Origin of the sequence: Tistrella sp. (assembly GCF_002684955.1) — a bacterium.
Classification (GTDB): domain Bacteria; phylum Pseudomonadota; class Alphaproteobacteria; order Tistrellales; family Tistrellaceae; genus Tistrella; species Tistrella mobilis.
Genome location: NZ_NYWI01000019.1, coordinates 1 through 18,449, shown reverse-complemented (window position 1 = coordinate 18,449; position 18,449 = coordinate 1). Strand labels below are relative to the sequence as shown.

The window sequence follows — 18,449 nt, the reverse complement described above, 5'->3', positions numbered from 1 at the left end:
GCGCCGCGGGGGGGAGGAACCCGATCATGACCGACCAGATCTATTCCAACGCGTTCAATTTCAGTTCCTATCAGGACGGCCGGGTGGATATGCGCACCGGCCAGTACAGCGCCGTGGTGACGCTGGTGGCGCTGCGCCCCGAAGGCGGCGGCGGCGACGCCGAAAGCCGCAACCTGACCCTGACCTTCTCCATGGCCAAGACCACCAATGACGGCTATGGCATCGGCTGGACGCTGAACGTGACCAGCTTCGACATCGCCAATCTGGTGCTCAGCCTGTCGACCGGCGAACGCTACAAGGCGAACCCGCTGCCGGCGGTGGGCCAGCTGCTGACCTTCCAGGACAGGAAGCTGAAGAATGTCGAGGTCCGCCGCACGGCGACCGCCACGCTGGAGGTGATGTATGGCGACGGCGTGACCGAGACCCTGACGCGGCCCACCGGCACCGGCCCCTATCGCACCACCCGGATCACCTGGGAGACCGGCGAAAGCCAGCGGCTGGACTATTCGACCGGCGGCTGGCTGACCCGGGTGACCGGCGAGCAGACCGGCACCGTGTTCCTTGAGGCGAGCTATGTGTCGGGCACCATTTCGCGCGTCACCACCATCGCCACCGGCGGCCGGCGGAGTGCCGTGACCTTCACCGCATCGAACGGCCTGCTGACCGAGATTTCCATGCCCTTCGATGCGGCGGCAGCACCTGAACAGGTGCGCCGCTACCGCTATCAGACATTCACCAACGGCATGCGCGGCATCAGCCGCGTCGAGACCCCGATGGGCGGGCTGGAGCTGGTGACCTATCTGGAGCGTGGCCTGCCCTATTACAACAACACCTATCTGCCGGCCGTCACCGTCTGGGAGCGCCAGCCCGCGGGCGGCCGCCAGGAGGCGGGGCTGCCGGCGACGGTGACCCGCTATCGCTACAGCACGACCACGAATTTCACCGGCTATCCCTTCGCGGGCGGCTTCGTCGCCGGCACCGACAATCTGTACCGGGTGCCCGGCGTCTACAGCTACTGGTGCGAGGCGAGCACGGTGAACCCGGACGCCGGCAATGCCGTCTTGAGCAAGGTGACGACCACCTACAACAAATTCCATCTGATGACGCAGGAACGCCAGGAACAGGACGGCGTCACCAAGACCACCGACATCACCTATAACGAGCTGCCGAACACCAATTTCGCCAACCAGCCGGCCAATCTGCAGCTGGCGAAAAGCACGGTCACGACCTTCGGCGCCAATGGCGCATCGCGGACCGAAACCACGCTGATGTCGACCGACGACTACGGCAACCTGCTGTCGAAGACCGAGCCGTCGGGCCTGCGGCTGGACTACGACTACTATCCGATCGCCGGCACGCCGGGGCGCTGCCCGCCCGAGCCGACCGGGCTGTTCGTGCGCTTCCGCGCGGCGGAACGCGCCGTGCCGGCCGGCGGCGGCACCGCGCGCGAGGTTTCGACCACCTATCAGCAGGTCGCCCGGCTGGGCGGCGGCAGCTATGTCCAGCCGCTGACCGATACGGTGTCCGGCGGCGCCACCATCACCTACACCATCATCGGCGACAGCGCGCGCCCGCTGGTCCATGGCCGGCCCCAGCGCCAGGTGATGGTGCTGGACGGGCAGACCACGACCACCGATTTCAGCTACACCGTCAGCGGCGTGGAACTGGACGAAACCCGCACCATCACCGGCCATGACGGCACCAAGGCCGTGTCGGGGCGGCGCACCCTGCCCGCCTGCGATGCCATGATCGAGGCGCGGGCCAGCACCGGATCGGTGATCCGCTACACCTATGACGCCGCCGCCCGGGTCACCTCGGAAACCGTGGCGCCCGATACCGCCGCCGCGGCGGTGCGGCGCTACAGCTATCGCTTCGCCGTCTGGTCGGGCGGGGTGCTGTCGACGCCCGCGGAACTGCAGACCGTGGATGCGCTGGGCAGGACCTATGCCACCCGCTATGACGGGCTGGGCCGCGCCATCGCCTCGGTCGAGCTGCTGTCGGGCACCGAGCGGCCGATCAGCGCCACCACCTGGGACCGGCTGGGCCGCAAGGCGACCGAAACCAGCTACGACCAGCCGCCGGGGGCGGCGCAGCTGTCGCTTGTCAGCCGCTATGGCTATAACGGCTGGAACGATCTGGTCACCACCACCAATCCCGACGGCAGCGTCACGCTTTCGGTGCGCGACCGGGTGGCCGATACCATGACCACCGGGACCCAGGGGCTGAACACCACCGTCACCAGCTTCAACGGTTTCGAAAAACCGGCCACGGTGGTGCAGGTGGACACGGCCGGCAACCGGCTGCAGACCCTGACCCGCGGCTATGACGGCTTCGGCCGCTGCACCAGCCTGACCGATGTCGACGGCAACATCACCCGCTACAGCTATGACGCCTTCGACCGGATGACCGGCAGCACCACCACCCCCGCCGACGGCACCCCGGCCCGCAGCGTGGCGCTGGGCTATGCGCCGGGCAGCTCTGCCGAACTTCATGCCACGGTCACGGTGAACGGCACCCGTCTCGGCACCCGCAGCCATGACGGCGTCGGCCGGATGATCACCGAAAGCCTGGGCGACGGCACCACGCGCCTTGCCTATGACGGTGCCGATCCCCAGCCCGCCAGCCGCACCACGCCGGCCGGCATCATCCGCCAGTTCACCTATGATCCGGCCCAGAAATCCCTGACCCGGATCACCCTCGCCGATGGCAGCCATGCCGATTACGCCTATGCCGCGGCCAGCGGCCGGCTGACCCGCAGCACCAACACCACCGCCCGGCGCGACCGGTCGTATGACGGCTATGAATTCCCGACCAGCCAGACGGTGAACACCGACGGCACCGATACCACCACCCGCTTCACCTGGTCGCCCGGCGGCCGGCTGACCCGGATGGAGGCGCCGGTGGGCGATGCCGAGACCCGCAGCTATGACAGCGCCGGCCGGCTGGTGAGCATCACCAGCGGCGGCTGCACCATCACCCACAGCTATGACAGCCATGGCCGGCCGGTGACGACCACCATTGCCGAGGGCGGCCGCAGCCTGGTCACCACCGTCGCCTTCGACGGCTATGGTCGCGAGGCCTCGCGGGATTTCACGCTGAACGGCGCGCTGCAGCGCCGGGTGAGCCGCAGCTATCTGAAGAACGGCAATCTGTCGCGGCGGCTGACCACCGCCGGCAACGGCGCGACGATCGCCGACGAGCAGTTCACCTACGACGCCTATGGCCGGCTGACCGGCTATGCCTGCACCGGCAGCGACCATCCGAGGGACCCCCAGGGCCGGGCGATCGCGGCGCAGAGCTTCACCTTCGACGCGCTGGACAACATCACCAGCTGCACCACCAGCTTCACCGACGGCAGCAGCAACCGCGCCGACCGGATCTTCGCCACCACCAACCCCACGAAACTGGTCGAGATCCGCACCACCAACCCCGCCGCCACCCGACGGCTTTCCTATGACGCCGACGGCAACATGATCGACGACGGCGCCGGCCGCCAGTTCACCTGGGACGGTTTCGGCCGGCTGGTCGCCTGCTCCGGCGCGGGCGGCTATGCCTATGATGCCGAAAACCGGCTGGTGACCCAGACGGCCCCCGGGGCGGCACCGCTGCATCTGGATTACGGCGAAGAGGGGCTGATCGCCGAGCGCCAGGGCGGCAACACCCTGCGCTATCGACGCGACGGCACCGCCACCCGCGGCCAGGCGCTGAGCCAGGGCGGCGTGACGCAGCTGCGCGAAAACCTGCTCGACACCGCCGGCAGCGTCATCGCATCGGTGGGCGACGGCGGTGCGACGGCCGGCATCGTCTACACCCCCTATGGCGGGGCCGGGCCGGCCGGGGTGACGTCTGCAACCCCGCTGATCGATCGCAACCGCGTCGCCTTCAACGGCGAGCGGCTGGATGCGCTGGCCGGGCTCTACCATCTGGGCCAGGGGCGGCGGGCCTATTGCCCCGAGTTGATGGTCTTCCTCAGCCCCGACCCCTATGCCGTGTTCGGCGGCGCCGGCTACAACGCCTATGGCTATTGCCGCGGCGACCCGGTGAACCTGTCGGATCCGAGCGGCCTGCTCAGCAATGGCTGGAATCTGGGCCTCGCGATCGTGGGCTTCTTGCTGGCCGCGGTGCTGGTGGTGGCGGCCATCCCCACCGGCGGTGCCTCGATCGGTGCGCTGGCGGTGCTGGGGATGGTGGGGGCCGGGCTCGGCTTCGTGAGTGCGACGCTGGGCCTGACCAGCGCGATCATGGGCGTGGTCGACGAGGCCAATGGCTGGGACCGGTCCGAGACCATCCGCAATCTCAACATCGCCTCGCTCGCCTTCGGCGTCGCCTCGGTGGTGACCTCGGCGGCCTCGGCCATCGGCAGCACCTACAAGGCCTATCAGGGGATGCGGAGTGTCAGGCTCTACGGCCTCTCGGAGGTTTCGAGCGTCGATATCGCCCTGGCCGATCTGACCGGCACCGCCGCCTTCTCGGCCGCCAATACCGGCGAGCGCGTGGCCAATGCCGCGGCCTCGGGCACCAGAACCTTCTTCGGCATCGAATCGCGCTGGTGGGCGTCGATCACCGGTGTCGCGAACATGGCGCTGGGCAGCTATTTCATCACCGCCGGCAGCATCGATCTGGCCAATCCCAGCGGCCAGACCGGTACCGGCGGCGGCGCCAACGGCAATGGCCAGCCCGAAGCCACGCTCGGCGGCTCCACGCCCGAAAGCACCGCCGCCGCCCAGCCCTATGCCCCGTCGCTGCGCCGGTTCGAAGACCCGGTCACCAGCCGGCGATCCTTCGACGAGGAATTCACCCGCCAGAACAACCGCCTGCGCAGCTCGCTGTCGTCGCAACTGGCGGGAGGGGCCGCCTGAGGGGACAAGGCGTCACCCAATCATAAGTTGGGTTGGCCTTTCGTCTGCGATCAGGGGAAGATGGAGCCCCCTGCCGCGGCGAGAGGCCAACCCCATGTCCGATCCGACCACCATCTTCCAGGCGCAGAAAGCGGCCTTCACCGCCGCCCTGCCGGTCGCGGCCGATATCCGCCGCGACCGGCTGACGCGCGCCATTGCGCTGGTGACCGAAAATGCCGACGCTTTCTGTGCGGCGATGAGCGCGGATTTCGGCCATCGCAGCCGCGAGCAGTCGATGATCACCGACATCCTGGCCTCGGTTCTGCCGCTGCGCCATGCCCGGCGGCATCTGGGGCGCTGGATGCGGCCGGAACGGCGGCCGGTGACCTTTCCGCTGGGCCTGCTGGGCGGCAGCGGCCGGGTCGAATACCAGCCCAAGGGCGTGGTGGGGGTGATCGCGCCCTGGAACTATCCGGTCAATCTGGTGATGGCGCCGCTGGCGGGGGGGCTGGCCGCCGGCAACCGGGCGATGGTCAAGACCAGCGAATACACCCCGCACACCGCCGCCCTGTTCGACGCGCTTTGCCCGCGCTATTTCGCCGCCGAGGAACTGGCCTTCGTCTCGGGCGGGCCCGAGACCGGCCGGGCCTTCGCCGCCCTGCCCTTCGACCACCTGCTGTTCACCGGCGCCACCGGCATCGGCCGCCATATCCTGCGCGCGGCGGCCGACAATCTGACGCCGGTGACGCTGGAACTGGGGGGCAAATCGCCGGTGATCCTGGGGGCGTCGGCCGATATCGCCCGCAGCACCGAACGGGTGGTGATCGGCAAGATGATGAATGCCGGCCAGACCTGCCTTGCCCCCGATTACATGCTGGTGCCCGAAGACCGCGAGGATCAGGTGGTCGAGGGGCTGACGCGCGCGGCGGCCACGATGTATCCGCGGCTGATCGACAACCCCGACTACACGGCCATCATCAACGACCGCCATCACCAGCGCCTGACCGGCTGGCTGGCGGATGCCCGGGCCAAGGGCGCGCGGATCGAGACGGTCAATCCGGCGGGTGAGGATTTCGCCGCCACCAACAGCCGCAAGATGCCGCTGCACATCGTCCGCGACGTCACCGACGACATGATCCTGATGCAGGAAGAGATCTTCGGTCCGATCCTGCCGCTGCGGCGCTATGGCGATATCGACGGCGCGATCGCCGAGGTCAACCGCCGCGACCGGCCGCTTGGCCTCTATTATTTCGGCAGCGATGCGGCCGAACGCCGCCGCGTGCTGGACCGCACCGTCTCGGGCGGTGTGACGCTGGACGACGTGATCTTCCATATCGGCCAGGAAGACCTGCCCTTCGGCGGCATCGGCCCCTCGGGCATGGGCGCCTATCACGGCCGGGACGGGTTCCGCACCTTCAGCCATGCCCGGGCGATCTATCGTCAGTCGCGGCTCGACATCGCAAAACTGGCCGGGCTGAAACCGCCCTATGGCCGGGCGACGCTGAGGGCCATCCGCCAGCAGCTCGGCCAGCCGCGATCTGGTGCATCCTGAGCCGGGGCAGGCGTCAGGCCCCGGATGCCACCCCGTCGATGGCCGCCACCACGCGGTCGTGAACCCAGGGCGGCAGGTCGTGGCCCATCCCCTCGATGTCGAGCAGGGTGGCGCCGGGGATCGCGGCGGCGGTGTCGCGGCCGGCCGCGGGCGGGATCAGCGGATCATCACTGCCATGAATGACGAGGCTGGGCACGGTGATGCCGGCAAGCCGGCGGCGGCGGTCGCCGGCGGCGATCATCGCGGCCAGCTGACGCGCGGTGCCGCCCCGGGCGCGGCCGCGGCGAAGCTCGTCCAGCAGCAGCGCCCGACAGGCGGCGGCGTCGAAGGGCCGGCCGGTCCCCGCGATGCGGCGGGCGAAAGCCAGGCCATGGGCCAGGAAACCCTCGGGATCGATGGCAGGATCGGGCGCCGGGCCGAGCAGCAGGGCCAGAACATCCGGCGCCGGCCCGTCCACGGCCGGATTGCCTGTCCCCGACATGATCGAGGTGAGCGAGCGCACCCGATGCCCGTGGTCGCTGGCCAGGATCTGCGCGATCATGCCGCCCATCGACCGGCCGACGACATGCGCCCGCCCGATGCCCAGCGCATCGAGCAGCCCCAGCGCATCCCCCGCCATGTCGTGAAGGGTATAGGGCAGATCCGGCTGCTGCCCGGCCCCGAGCGCCCCGATCACCGCGCCCATGTCCGGCGGCGGGCAGTGGTCGAGATGGGTGGAGCAGCCGGTATCGCGGTTGTCGAAGCGGATCACCCGCCAGCCGCGCGCCGCCAGCGCCCGGCAGAATGGCACCGTCCAGCGGATCATCTGCGTGCCCAGCCCGGCGATCAGCAGGATCGCCGGATGGTCCGGATCGCCGAAGCTTTCCCAGGCGATATCGACCGCGCCGATCCGCGTGATCGCCCCTCTCCGGTCGTGGTCGGCCATGATCCTGCTCCGCCGTGACGCATGTTCTGCACCGGCGGATGTCTAGCCGAGGGCGGCCGCGCTGTCAATATTACCCGGGTAAAATTCTATGACACCAGATCCCCGTATCAAACCGCCGGGCGAAGATCCCCTCACCTCCCGTCTTGGCTCGCGGCCCGAAACCATGGATGATCGTCAGTCGAGGGATGTCGCCCGACCGCTGGTCGCAAGATGAGAACGTCCCCAGGGAGGATTTCGAACAATGTTTCACCGATTGCGGCAGATCTGCCTGGTGGCGCAGGATCTGGATCCGGTGGTGGCGGAGCTTTGCGACGTCTTCGATGTTGCGGTCTGCCACAGGGATCCCGAGGTCGGGATGTTCGGGCTGCACAACGCGCTGATGCCGCTGGGCCACGACTTCCTTGAGGTCGTGGCACCGCTGGCGCCCGGCAGGGCCGCGGCGGCCGAGCGGCATCTGGCGCGGCGCGCGGGCGATGGCGGCTATATGGTCATCACCGATACCGACGACCTGGCGCGCTGGGAACCGCATCTGGCGGCGACGGGCGTGCGCATCGCGGCGCCGCTGGAAATGGGCGCCTATCGCGGCTTGCAGCTGCATCCGCGCGACACCGGCGGCACGCTGCTGGAGATCAACACCACCCGCGGCAATACGGGCCCCGAAGGTGCGGCGATCGACGACCCCTATGGCCCGGCCGGGCCCGACTGGCAGGCGCATGTCCGGACCGGCACCGTCACCGGCATCACCGGCGCCCGGTTGCAGGCCGCCGATCCCGAACGGCTGGGCCGGCGCTGGGCGGAGATTCTGCGCCGCGATCTCAGGCCCCACAGCGACGGGCCGGACAGCAACGGGCCCCACAGCGACGGATGGGCGCTCGACCTCGACAATGCCCGGATCCGCTTCGAGCCCGACCGTGACGGCCGCGGCGAGGGGCTGGGCGGGGTGGATCTGGCGGTCGCCGATGCCGACGGCCTGCGCCGGCGGGCCGCCGCGCGCGGCCTGCCGGTCGCGGGCGATCATGTCGTGATCGGCGGCCTGCGCTTCCATATCGGGTGCTGAGGCCCCCTGCCCTGCCCTCCTCTTCCATCTGCCCCCATCCTGGAAAATCAATCATGGATCTGACCTATACCGCCGAGCAGGATATGCTCCGTGACAGCGTGGCGCGCGTGATGCGCGACGCCGGTTCCTTCGCCGATCGTCAGAAACGGGTCGCCCTGGCCTGGCAGGCGGGTGCCGGAGCCGCCGAGGCCCGCGCCGCCCAGGCAGGGCCCTTCTGGCAGCGCTTCGCCGATCTGGGCTGGCTGGCGGTGCCCTTTGCCGAGGCCGATGGCGGCATCGGCGGCGGTGCGGTCGATTTCGGCATCGTGATGGAAGGGATGGGTCAGGCGCTGGCGATCGAGCCCTTGCTGCCCACCGTGCTGGCGGCCCGGCTGGTGGCGGCGCTGGCCGATCCGGCACAGAAATCCGCCTGGCTCGCCCCGGCGCTCGACGGCCGGCGGCGCCTGGCCTTCGCCTTCGCCGAGCGCCAGGCCCGCTATGACCTGACCGATTGCGCCACCGCCGCCCGGCAGGCTGGTGACGGCTGGGTGCTGGACGGGCGCAAGGCGGTGGTGATCGGCGGCCATGCCGCCGACGGCTTCGTGGTGGTGGCCCGCACCGCCGGGGACCGCACCGACGCGGACGGTCTGTCGCTGTTCCTGGTGGCAGCGGATGCGCCGGGCGTGGAGGTGATCGCCTATCGCACCAACGACGCCACCGGCGCGGCGGATCTGGTGCTGAACGGGGCGGCCCTTCCCGCAGATGCCCTGTTGGGCCCGGCGGGTGCGGCCGCCGGCCCGATCGAGGCCACGATCGATTTCGCCATCGCCGCGGTCGCGGCCGAGGCGGTGGGTGCGATGACGGCACTCTGCGAGCAGACGCTCGATTATCTCAAGACCCGCAGACAGTTCGGCCGGCCGCTGGGGGACAACCAGGTTCTGCAGCACCGCATGGTCGACATGGTGATCGCGACCGAAGAGGCGCGCTCGGCCGCCCTTCATGGCGCGCTGATGGCGGAAGATCCCGACCCGGCGGCGCGGTCGCGGGCGCTGTCGCTCACCAAGATCGAAATCGGCCGCACGGCAACGAAAGTGGGCCAGGAGGCGGTGCAGCTGCACGGCGCCATGGGTGTCACCGCGGAACTGGCGATCGGCCATTATTTCAAGCGCCTGACCGCGATCGCCGCCAGTTTCGGCGATGCCGACTGGCATATCCGGCGCATCGCCCGCATCGACGCCGCCGCCCGATCGGCCGCCTGACCCGGCCTGCTGCCCGAACCGGAGACGCCCCCCATGGACATCAAGCTTTCGCCCGAAGATCAGGCCTTCGCCGACGAGGTGCGCCGCTTCATCCGCGACAATCTGCCGGCGGATATCGCCGACAAGGTGCGCCGCGACATTCATCTCTCCAAAGACGATTACATGCGCTGGCAGCAGATTCTGGGCGCCCGGGGCTGGCATGTGATGACCTGGCCCGAGGCCCATGGCGGGCCGGGCTGGACCATCACCCAGCGCTATCTGTTCGAGGTGATCTCGGCCGAGATGGACTGCCCGCTGATCCAGCCCTTCGGGCCGCGCATGGCCGGACCGGTGATCTTCACCTTCGGCAATGACGACCAGCGCGCCCGCTTCCTGCCCGGCATCCGCGACAGCACGGTCTGGTGGTGCCAGGGCTATTCCGAACCCCAATCGGGTTCGGATCTCGCCTCGCTGGCGACGCGGGCCGAGGATCGGGGCGATCACTATCTGGTCAACGGCCAGAAGATCTGGACCACCTATGCCCATTATGCCGACTGGATGTTCTGCCTGGTCCGCACCTCGAAGGAAGACCGGCCGCAGAAGGGCATTTCCTTCCTGCTGATCGACATGACCACCCCCGGCATCACGGTGCAGCCGATCCCGATGCTGGAGGGCACCCATTCCTTCAACACCGTGTTCTTCGAAGACGTGAAGGTGCCGAAAGAGAACCTGATCGGCGTCGAGGGCAAGGGCTGGACCTATGCCAAATTCCTGCTGGAGCATGAACGGGTCGACAATGCCGCGATCGGCGTCACCAAGGCGGCGCTGCGGCGGGTGAAAGAGATCGCCGCCGCCGAGCCCGGCGCGGGCGGCCGGCCGCTGATCGAGGATCCCCTGTTCCACGCCCGGCTGACCGCCGTCGAGGCGCAGCTGATGTCGCTGGAACTGGCGGCGCTGCGCACGCTGTCGGCCGTGGCGTCCGGCGGCTCACCCGGCCCCGCCTCGTCGCTGCTCAAGATCCGCGGCACCGAGATTGCCCAGCGGATCAGCGAGCTGGGCTCGGAAGCGGTCGGCTGGTATGCCCTGCCCTGGCAGCCCGAGGTGCTGGACGGCAGCGCCAACGAGGAACCGATCGGGCCGGCGCATGCGGGGCCGGCCGCCAATGCCTATCTGTGGCGGCGCTGCATGTCGATCTATGGTGGCAGCAACGAGATCCAGCGCAACATCATCGCCAAGCAGATGCTCGGGCTCTGACGGCACCGGAGGCGCAGGCGGGTGGCCCCAGGCGAGACGTCCGGCTTCAAGCCAGACTCCCGACCTCAAGCCAGGCTTTTGGGGTCCACCTTGCCTTCCTTCAGCAGCAGTTCCAGGGCTGCGACCGCGCGTTCGAAGGTGCGGGTCTTGGTCCATTCCCGCTCGGCGGCGATCTGGTCGAGCAGGGCCGCGGTGCGGGCATTGACGCGCAGGCTGACCGCCACCGTCGGCGGCCCGGGCGGGCGGCCGCGCGGGCGCGGGGCGTAGTCGTCGGCGGCGTTGCGCGGGTCGGCCAGACGGGGGTCGGCCAGGCGCGGATCGGTCGCCCGCTGCTCGTAACCGTCGCGCGGGTCGCGGCTGCGGAAGCCGGACTGCTCGGCCAGCGGCCGCACCACTTCGCGGGTCAGCCGCGGATCGTCGGCATGGCGGCGGCCGGGGCGGAAATCGCTCAGATCGCCCAGCGGATCGGCCGCGGCGGCCTCGGGCTCCTCGGCCCCGAACAGGCTCTGACGCTTGCGCTCGCTCATGCCCCCTGCCCTCCTGCAACGGCCGCAGACTGTTCGGCGGCCTCGTTTTCGCGCAGCAGCTGGATGACCGCGGCGGCATAGGCGCGGGCATTCTCGATCGCCTTGTCGACGCCCGACACTTCCTTGCGGTCAAGCTCGGCCAGCGTGCCGCCATAGGCGAGGAAGGCGTCGAAGGCGCCGCGCTCGATCAACTCCACCGGCAGGATGTTGACGCCCGCCGCCTCCAGATCCTCGACGATCGCCCGCAACCCGCGGGAGCGGATGGCGGCGCTGGTGCGGGTCAACAGCACGCTGTGCGGGATGCGCCGGCGGAAGGCCTTTTCCTGGCGTTTCACCAGCTGGATCGCGCGCACCGCCTGCTTGCCGTCCAGCTGCTTGGCCTGCAAGGGGATCAGCACAAGATCCGCCCGGCCGATCGCATAGGCGACCACGGTCGAGGCCGTGCCTTCCAGATCGACCAGCACGAAGGCATGGGTCTCGGCCGCGGCATCGATGGTCTCGACGATGTTGTGCTCGCCGATATCGCCCAGCACGGTCAGGTTGTCGGGCTTGCCCGGCAGGGCCGCCCAGTCTGTGATCGGGTGGTTCGGATCGGCATCGATCACCGCCACTTTGGTGCGCGCCGCAAGCTCCGTACCCAGGATCAGCGCCGAGGTGGTCTTGCCCGCCCCGCCCTTCGGATTCGCGAATGCGATGATCGCCATGGGAAACTCCCCTCCGGCCCGCCGGGGCCGCCTGTTCCAGCCGCAAAGGATCCGCTGCAAAAGATCCGCCGCAAAAGACCGGCCTGCACCAGCACGGCCGATCCCGTTGCCGCATCATAGCGCGGCCGGCGGCTGGAACAAGCGGGAACCAGCTTCCGCAAGATGTTTCCTGATTGATCTGGTTTTTTCTGGCGGAAAATAGAAGAAGCCTGAACGCAGCCCCAGACGGCGACCCGGTTGCCGCCCCGCCCGCCTCGCCCGCGAACCCCAAGCTCCCGTAAAAATCCCGGGAGGTTCGCGGAAAAAATTCTCTAGGCTTTCCAATCGATTAAATTTCACAATTTATGCATGTTCATGCCTGGGTGTGACTTCCAGATGAGGTTCGCGCGGATCGCCTTTTTCCGAACCCGGATTCAGGATATTAAGAGGGGGTGGGTCGCACCCTTGCGGGTGCGTGGATTGAAACGTACCCTCTCAGGGTTGCGAGCCGCGCCACCGCGGTCGCACCCTTGCGGGTGCGTGGATTGAAACTTGAATGGCTCCTCCGATGCGGACACGCAGAGACAGTCGCACCCTTGCGGGTGCGTGGATTGAAACAGCCGCCCTCGACCACATCAACATCATGACCTACGTCGCACCCTTGCGGGTGCGTGGATTGAAACGTCGTCATCCCAGCCCGACCGTATCTCGGGCTGGTCGCACCCTTGCGGGTGCGTGGATTGAAACTGTCCGAATACCTCCTGGTCCAGAAGAGGCTCGGTCGCACCCTTGCGGGTGCGTGGATTGAAACAGGATCAACCCCTGGAGCAGTTCGATACTCGCCCGTCGCACCCTTGCGGGGGCGTGGATTGAAACGTCTCATAGATCGTGCGGATGCGCCGCTCCCGCTGGTCGCACCCTTGCGGGTGCGTGGATTGAAACTCGCGCATCCGATACCGGATATACTGCCGGGCGGTCGCACCCTTGCGGGTGCGTGGACTGAAACCACCTTGGCGCCTCGCGACCCACCCGGAGCCGCTGTCGCACCCTTGCGGGTGCGGGGATTGAAACTCCTTGGTCGACAGCTCGCCTTCCTTGATGTCAATGTCGCCCCCTGCGGGTGCGCGGATCGAAACCGCGTGATCAATGGCAGTCTTGAACCCGGCCCCATCGTCGCGCCGGTCGCGACGGAGATGGCCCCGACAGCGGTCGTAGACGCCATGCAGTCCCTGGTTTTTCTGGTGTGGGTCGCGGCCGAGACGCTTCTCAGGCTGGCGGGCGGGCAGCCGTTCACCGACGCATGGGCCGGGGCCTGGGCGCACGGTCTGCTTGCCGGACTCACCGCCCTGCTCATGTCGCTGGTGCCGTGGCGGCGATCGTAGAGCCAGTGCGGCTCGCCTGTCTGTGGCGGCCGACCCTTCGGGACCCGGATGACGACATGGTTCTCGAAGCCGCCGTCAATGGAGGGGCAAATGCGATCGTCACCTTCAACCTCCGCGATTTCGGACAGGAAGCGTCGCGGTTCGGCATTGAGGTTCTGTTGCCCGGCGCGGCACTGAGACGACTGGAGGCAGGCGGATGAGGAAAAGCAACGTCGCGCTCAGGCTACAGCCCTCGCTTCTCGACGAGGCCCGCAAGGTGGCCGAAAGTGAGGGCGTGGCTCTCAATCAGTTCATCAACGTCGCGGTTGCGGAAAAGCTCTCCGCCCTGCGGACGGCCCGCTATTTCGAGGAACGTGCCGCCCGCGCCGACATCCCGAAGGCCCTCGACATCCTGAAGCGTGCAGGCCGGGACAATCCGCCGATCGCGGGTGACAGGCTGGACGATTGAGCCATCAGCCAGCCTTCACCTGCGGCATCATGCCGGGAGCCGACGGGTGCGGGCCGCAAAGGGATCGATCGCATCAAAATCGGCCGCGACCGGCACGCCCAAGTCGTCGGGCGTGATCGGGCTGCCGGGGGCGCAGCTGCGGTCCAGGCGGATGACCGCCATGCCGGCGCTGCGGGCGGCGGCGATTTCGCCCGGGTGGTCGGACAGGAACAGGATCTCGCGCGGGGGCCGGCCCAGCGCTGCTGCGATCTTCGTATAGGAGCCGGCCTCCACCTTCAGCCCGGTGGTGGTGTCGAAATTATGCGAGAACAAGGGGTTGAGGTCGCCCGCCTCGGTATGGCCGAACAGCAGCAGCTGGGCTGCGACCGAGCCCGAGGAATAGACCGCGAGCGTAACCCCCGCCGCATGCCAGCGGCGAAGCGCCGCCGCGACCTCGGGGTAAAGATGGGCGCGCAGCGTGCCGTCGGCATAGCCGTCGGCCCAGATCAGCCCCTGCAGGGTTTTGAGCGGGGTGATCTTGGCGTCGGCATCGATCCAGGCGATCAGCCGGTCGGCGAGGGCATCGATTTCCCCCGCCGCCCCCGGAGCCGCAGGCAGCACCCCGCCCTCGGCGCGGATACGGGCACGGACGTCGTCGAGGGCGGCCGCGACCTCGGGCAGATGGGCGTTGGTGTGCAGGAAATCACGCAGCCGCGCGCGGGCGAAGGGGAACAGCACCTCGGACACGAAGGCGATGTCGGTGGTGGTGCCCTCGATATCGGTCAGCACCACCGGTCCGCCATGCGAACCGGTTTCAGGCCGGCCGGCTGCGGTCGGATCACTCGCCATGACGCGGGAAGCCCTCTGCGATCGGGCTGCCGGTGAAGCGCGCCACCCAGCCTTCCGGGTTGGTGAACAGGCGGATCGCGGCAAAGCGCGGCGCGGGGCCCATGTCGAACCAGTGCGGCGTGCCGGCGGGCACCGAAATCAGGTCGTCGCGGCAGCAGAGCGTGCGGAAGACCCGGCCGCCCAGATGCAGATAGAAGGTGCCCTCGCCTTCGACGAAGAAACGCACCTCGTCTTCGGCATGGGTGTGCTCGTCCAGAAACTTGCGGCGCAGCACCGGATGGTCGGGGTTGTCGGGGGTCAGCCGGATGACGTCGGCGGTGACATAGCCGCCCTCGGCCTTCAGCCGCGCAATCTCGGGCGCATAGGCGCCCAGGATCTCGGCCGCGTCGCTTTCGATGCCGAGGGCATGGCGCGCGTCCCACCTTTCGAAACGCACGCCGACCTCGGCCAGCAGGCGGGCGATCGCCGCCGCATCATCGGTATCGGCGATCACCTGTGCGGGATCGGTTTCGGCATGAACGACCAGACGGCTCATCCGGCAATCCTCCGCAAGTCGAGAGACAGGGAAAACAGGGCATCGAAGGCATCGAGATGGCGTTCGGCATCGGCCGGCGTCGCGCCCCAGGCATAGATGCCGTGGCCGGCGAGCAGATAGCCCGGCGCCGCGACCTGCCCGGCCGGCCGGGGGGCTGCCAGATGGGCCGACACCCGCCCGGCCAGGGCGGTGGTGTCCTGATCATTGGGGAAGACCGGCACGGTGACGGTGACGTCGTGGGTGAGGATGCCGGCAAAGGCCTTCTGCAGCTCCCAGCCCGCCAGCTCCAGCACGCCATCACCCGCGCGCAGATGCGAAATCAGCATCGAGGCCGGGCTGTGGACATGGAAGATGGCGCCGATCGCCGGATCGTCGCGATAGAGCGCCTGGTGCAGCGGCGTCTCGGCCGAGGTGCCGGCCGGCGCGGGGCCGTCGATCGCGACCTCGGCCAGATCCGCGGGCGTCAACCGGCCCTTGTCGCGGCCCGACCGGGTGACCAGCATCCGACCCCCATCCAGCCGCACCGAGAAATTGCCCGAGGTCGCAGGCACCCAACCGCGCGCGGCCGCCGCGCGGCCCGCATGGATCACGGCCGCCGCCGCCTCGTCAAAACCCATCCCGCCCATGGCGTGTTATTGTCTCCGGCAATGGTCACTCACACCCGGCCGGCCTCTTCCGGGCCGGGCGGACGCGACACCATCCTAGACAAGGGGGGTGAAGTTCAAAACGAAAAATCACTGTTCATCGATCTGATTACACAGCGTCACCAAGTTGTTTTCCCTCCACCCTCCCCTTCCCTCCCCACACGCCGGGGCGCCAAGCCTCGCCTGCGCATGGAAGATCGGGGGTGGTTGACGAGGAGGGTTGATGGTCGGGACCAATAATCGGTACCCGGCATCAACCCGCTGCCCGGCTCCGGTTATCGACCTTGATGCCGTGTTTTCGCAGCCATGCCGGATGCATCGCGGGGCCTTTTACAGCCGATGAGAGCGGCCGTCCAGAGCGATACCCGGCCAGGTTGGGGACCTTCAGATGTGGGACGATCAGATCGGGGCCCATCGGATCAGGCATTGGCCGCCCGCGACGGCATCCGACCCGGTCTTGATCATTCATGATTGCGCAAGATGGATCTGGCGAGAAATGGCCTGACGACACGGCGCCGCGAGGGCGGAGAGCGACGGCACCGCGGATCCCGGCCACTTTCCGCCGCACCCGGCGTCCACGCCGGCTCTTTCCCGCCGGATCTTGATTGATCAACATAGATCTGGCGGGAAAACCGTATCCTCCAGCCCTCCCAGGTTCCCGGCACCGAGAGGGCAACGGAACAGGACGGGACCAACCGCCGCATCGCCGCTCTCTCGCCGGATCTCGCCTGCGCCGGCCCCCGCCTCGGCCGGACAGCGCCGGACGGCCTCCCCCCTTCCAAGGCGCTCTGCGGGTGCCAACCACCGGTGGGGCCGTCCGGCCGGGGTGGCGGCCGTCAGTCACGCTTGCCAGTTCCAGATTGCGCAAGACAGATCTGGCATTAAATGGCCTGAATCTCGTGCCATCGTCGCAGGTGGATCGGCTGGCAGGGCGGCGAACGATCGGCGATGCCCTGGCAGATCTGGGCCATGCAACACCACTACTGCAGCCAACGCCCTGCCCGGCTGCGCCTCGGAGGCACCGATGACAGACCGTTTCGCCGGGCCAGAGCTGAGGGTTCAGGCGGCCCCGACAATTCCAGATTGCGCAAGATAGATCTGGCGGGAAACGGGGTGGTGCGGCAAGCCCCGGCGCCCCCTGACCTCAGCCATATCACGGCCAGATTCAGGTGGCGCAAGACCGTTCCGGGCGCCAACGCCCGCGCCTGCCGCACCATAGGGGTGCCGATGACGGGTCGGCACAGAGAGCTTCCGCCATCCTCGCCAATTCCAGATTGCGCAGGATAGATCTGGCAGGAAATGGCATGATCCAGCCAGATTCGGCGCTGCGTCTCAGGTGGATCGGCCGGCAGGGCTCCGGATATCGGCCACATCCCGGCCGATAACCAGCGGTGCAAGGTCGTTACGGCGGGCAATGCCGGCGCCTGCTGCACTCCGCAGGCGCCGGCGGCGGGACAGTTCTGCGGGCCAGCGCAGAAGGCGTCGACTTTGTCGCCATTTCCAGATTGCGCAAGATGGATCTGGCAGGAAACAGCCAGGTCCAGCCAGTCCCACGCCTGCCGTGCCAGGATGTTGGGCCGGTGGGCTGCTCGGGCGCGGGGAGATCCGCCATGCTCCGGCCGATACCTGCCTGCGCCGAGCTGTCAGGCCGGGCGGGGCCGTGAGCAACGCGGCTTGCAGGCGCCGAAGACGAGCCTGGCCTTCAGGTCTGCGCGGAAGGCCGCGACGATCCCCGCACGTGCCCGAGGAGAGCCGGGGCGGGGCTTCCACATCCAGGCAGCGAGGCGCCAGGCTTGCCGTGTTCGCCGGACGAGTGGGCGGGGCAGGGACGCCGGGGTCGCGGCCGTCACCTGAAATCTTGATTGCGCCAGAAAGATCTGGCTGGAAACAGCCTCATACAGCCACCCACCCACCCGCCCCCTGCGGACCACTGCGGATGCCCGGACCCCATGGCCGAGGGAGTAGGGGGAGGAGGAGGGGGAGGGGAGCCAGCCATATCCCGCCGGGTCGCCGCCTGGGCAGAAGCGGCCTGGTGGCGCCCGGGCCCGCGCCCCAGCCCCCGTCCGCGCCGGCTGTCGGTCCGTTCATCCTGTCGGGTCGGAGAGCGGGGGGAGCGCGTGGAGATCATTCTGCCAGTTCCTGATTGCGCAAGATGGATCTGGCAGGAAATGCCATGACAGGCATGCGCGTCTCCGGCCGGCGGGGGACCGTGCCGGTGGGGGAGGGGGATCGGATTGCCAGTCCTGACCCAGGTCTTTGCATTTAGTGGGAGTCCTGGCGCGGATACACCCGGGCCCCGCCATGCCTCGCCGGCGGGCGGGCGGCGACGACCGGCGCGGCCGAAGCATGAGGCAAGCGTCTGCCATTTCTTGCAGGAACATGATTGCGCCAGATGTTTCTGGCAGGAAATAGCAGCTTAAAGCGTTCATCCGCGGCAGGGGTGGACTGCAGTCAGGGGCAGGGCGGCCGGGCAGCCGGGCAGCCGGGCAGCCGGGCAGCCGGGCAGCCGGGCAGCCGGGCAGCCGGGCAGCCGGGCAGCCGGGCAGCCGGGCAGCCGGG

The 18,449-nt window shown here is 68.6% G+C and carries 14 protein-coding genes, 1 pseudogene and 1 CRISPR repeat array; of the genes and pseudogenes, 9 read left to right on the top strand and 6 right to left on the bottom strand.

From position 1 onward, the window contains the following. The first annotated feature begins 26 nt into the window (after positions 1-26). Together CMO28_RS04710 and CMO28_RS04705 are read left to right on the top strand one after the other, a co-directional pair. Positions 27-4,859 carry an RHS repeat-associated core domain-containing protein gene (locus CMO28_RS04710; protein WP_296710419.1) on the top strand — a complete coding sequence of 1,611 codons (4,833 nt, stop codon included), beginning with the start codon at positions 27-29 and terminating at the stop codon, positions 4,857-4,859. Positions 4,860-4,953: 94 nt separating this feature from the next. Then, complete coding sequence (locus CMO28_RS04705) at positions 4,954-6,390, top strand: coniferyl aldehyde dehydrogenase (protein WP_296710416.1); 1,437 nt, start codon at positions 4,954-4,956, stop codon at positions 6,388-6,390. Positions 6,391-6,403: 13 nt separating this feature from the next. On the opposite strand, the gene CMO28_RS04700 is transcribed toward CMO28_RS04705, so the two are convergent. Beyond that, positions 6,404-7,315 carry an alpha/beta fold hydrolase gene (locus tag CMO28_RS04700; RefSeq protein WP_296710413.1) on the bottom strand — a complete coding sequence of 304 codons (912 nt, stop codon included), beginning with the start codon at positions 7,313-7,315 and terminating at the stop codon, positions 6,404-6,406. Positions 7,316-7,556: 241 nt separating this feature from the next. Between CMO28_RS04700 and CMO28_RS04695 the strand changes: the two genes are divergently transcribed. Genes CMO28_RS04695 through CMO28_RS04685 form a run of 3 tightly spaced genes read left to right on the top strand, consistent with a single transcriptional unit; the run spans position 7,557 to position 10,843 of the window. Further along, positions 7,557-8,372, top strand: coding sequence for a VOC family protein (locus CMO28_RS04695; RefSeq protein ID WP_296710409.1), 816 nt, complete (start codon positions 7,557-7,559; stop codon positions 8,370-8,372). Positions 8,373-8,425: 53 nt separating this feature from the next. Next, complete coding sequence (locus tag CMO28_RS04690) at positions 8,426-9,610, top strand: acyl-CoA dehydrogenase family protein (protein ID WP_296710406.1); 1,185 nt, start codon at positions 8,426-8,428, stop codon at positions 9,608-9,610. A 33-nt stretch (positions 9,611-9,643) separates the two neighbouring features. Beyond that, positions 9,644-10,843: an acyl-CoA dehydrogenase family protein gene (locus CMO28_RS04685; protein WP_062763846.1), complete on the top strand. Its 1,200-nt coding sequence runs from the start codon at positions 9,644-9,646 to the stop codon at positions 10,841-10,843. 65 nt (positions 10,844-10,908) lie between these two features. Here CMO28_RS04685 and CMO28_RS04680 read toward each other — a convergent pair whose 3' ends face one another. Both CMO28_RS04680 and CMO28_RS04675 read right to left on the bottom strand, forming a co-directional pair. After that, positions 10,909-11,370, bottom strand: coding sequence for a hypothetical protein (locus CMO28_RS04680; RefSeq protein WP_296710401.1), 462 nt, complete (start codon positions 11,368-11,370; stop codon positions 10,909-10,911). Continuing rightward, positions 11,367-12,074: a ParA family protein gene (locus CMO28_RS04675; protein ID WP_062762632.1), complete on the bottom strand. Its 708-nt coding sequence runs from the start codon at positions 12,072-12,074 to the stop codon at positions 11,367-11,369. Before CMO28_RS04675 ends, CMO28_RS04680 begins: the two co-directional genes overlap by 4 nt. 435 nt (positions 12,075-12,509) lie before the next feature. After that, positions 12,510-13,124: direct repeats of the CRISPR family, unit length 31 nt; unit sequence GTCGCACCCTTGCGGGTGCGTGGATTGAAAC. 68 nt (positions 13,125-13,192) lie between these two features. On the opposite strand from CMO28_RS04675, the gene CMO28_RS04670 reads away from it, so the two are divergent. The 4 genes and pseudogenes from CMO28_RS04670 to CMO28_RS04660 all read left to right on the top strand — a co-directional run bounded on the left by CMO28_RS04670 (position 13,193) and on the right by CMO28_RS04660 (position 13,883). Continuing rightward, positions 13,193-13,435, top strand: a complete 243-nt coding sequence (locus CMO28_RS04670) for a hypothetical protein (protein ID WP_296710458.1) — start codon at positions 13,193-13,195, stop codon at positions 13,433-13,435. Continuing rightward, positions 13,420-13,488 (top strand): annotated as a pseudogene (locus CMO28_RS29895) (putative toxin-antitoxin system toxin component, PIN family); the annotation flags it as partial. The gene CMO28_RS04670 and the pseudogene CMO28_RS29895, both read left to right, overlap by 16 nt. Before the next feature lie 3 nt (positions 13,489-13,491). Further along, positions 13,492-13,635: a hypothetical protein gene (locus tag CMO28_RS29730; protein ID WP_323755066.1), complete on the top strand. Its 144-nt coding sequence runs from the start codon at positions 13,492-13,494 to the stop codon at positions 13,633-13,635. After that, on the top strand, positions 13,632-13,883 hold the full coding sequence (locus tag CMO28_RS04660; protein WP_296710392.1) for a toxin-antitoxin system HicB family antitoxin: 252 nt from the start codon (positions 13,632-13,634) through the stop codon (positions 13,881-13,883). Before CMO28_RS29730 ends, CMO28_RS04660 begins: the two co-directional genes overlap by 4 nt. Before the next feature lie 27 nt (positions 13,884-13,910). Here the strand turns inward: CMO28_RS04660 and mtnC are convergent, their stop codons facing one another. The 3 genes from mtnC to mtnB are packed head-to-tail and all read right to left on the bottom strand — an operon-like array spanning position 13,911 to position 15,872. After that, positions 13,911-14,711, bottom strand: a complete 801-nt coding sequence (mtnC, locus tag CMO28_RS04655) for an acireductone synthase (protein WP_296710390.1) — start codon at positions 14,709-14,711, stop codon at positions 13,911-13,913. Beyond that, positions 14,701-15,246, bottom strand: coding sequence for a 1,2-dihydroxy-3-keto-5-methylthiopentene dioxygenase (locus CMO28_RS04650; RefSeq protein WP_014747226.1), 546 nt, complete (start codon positions 15,244-15,246; stop codon positions 14,701-14,703). The genes mtnC and CMO28_RS04650 overlap by 11 nt, the downstream gene beginning before the upstream one ends. Then, positions 15,243-15,872, bottom strand: coding sequence for a methylthioribulose 1-phosphate dehydratase (gene mtnB, locus CMO28_RS04645; RefSeq protein WP_296710382.1), 630 nt, complete (start codon positions 15,870-15,872; stop codon positions 15,243-15,245). Before mtnB ends, CMO28_RS04650 begins: the two co-directional genes overlap by 4 nt. Between the last annotated feature and the right edge of the window lie 2,577 nt (positions 15,873-18,449).

Excerpts from the sequence above, each read along its gene's own strand:
- CMO28_RS04710 (WP_296710419.1), top strand. The coding sequence starts at position 27 with ATGACCGACCAGATCTATTCCAACGCGTTCAATTTCAGTTCCTATCAG.
- CMO28_RS04705 (WP_296710416.1), top strand. The coding sequence starts at position 4,954 with ATGTCCGATCCGACCACCATCTTCCAGGCGCAGAAAGCGGCCTTCACC.
- CMO28_RS04700 (WP_296710413.1), bottom strand. The coding sequence starts at position 7,315 with ATGGCCGACCACGACCGGAGAGGGGCGATCACGCGGATCGGCGCGGTC.
- CMO28_RS04695 (WP_296710409.1), top strand. The coding sequence starts at position 7,557 with ATGTTTCACCGATTGCGGCAGATCTGCCTGGTGGCGCAGGATCTGGAT.
- CMO28_RS04690 (WP_296710406.1), top strand. The coding sequence starts at position 8,426 with ATGGATCTGACCTATACCGCCGAGCAGGATATGCTCCGTGACAGCGTG.
- CMO28_RS04685 (WP_062763846.1), top strand. The coding sequence starts at position 9,644 with ATGGACATCAAGCTTTCGCCCGAAGATCAGGCCTTCGCCGACGAGGTG.
- CMO28_RS04680 (WP_296710401.1), bottom strand. The coding sequence starts at position 11,370 with ATGAGCGAGCGCAAGCGTCAGAGCCTGTTCGGGGCCGAGGAGCCCGAG.
- CMO28_RS04675 (WP_062762632.1), bottom strand. The coding sequence starts at position 12,074 with ATGGCGATCATCGCATTCGCGAATCCGAAGGGCGGGGCGGGCAAGACC.
- CMO28_RS29730 (WP_323755066.1), top strand. The coding sequence starts at position 13,492 with ATGGTTCTCGAAGCCGCCGTCAATGGAGGGGCAAATGCGATCGTCACC.
- CMO28_RS04660 (WP_296710392.1), top strand. The coding sequence starts at position 13,632 with ATGAGGAAAAGCAACGTCGCGCTCAGGCTACAGCCCTCGCTTCTCGAC.
- mtnC (WP_296710390.1), bottom strand. The coding sequence starts at position 14,711 with ATGGCGAGTGATCCGACCGCAGCCGGCCGGCCTGAAACCGGTTCGCAT.
- CMO28_RS04650 (WP_014747226.1), bottom strand. The coding sequence starts at position 15,246 with ATGAGCCGTCTGGTCGTTCATGCCGAAACCGATCCCGCACAGGTGATC.
- mtnB (WP_296710382.1), bottom strand. The coding sequence starts at position 15,872 with ATGGGCGGGATGGGTTTTGACGAGGCGGCGGCGGCCGTGATCCATGCG.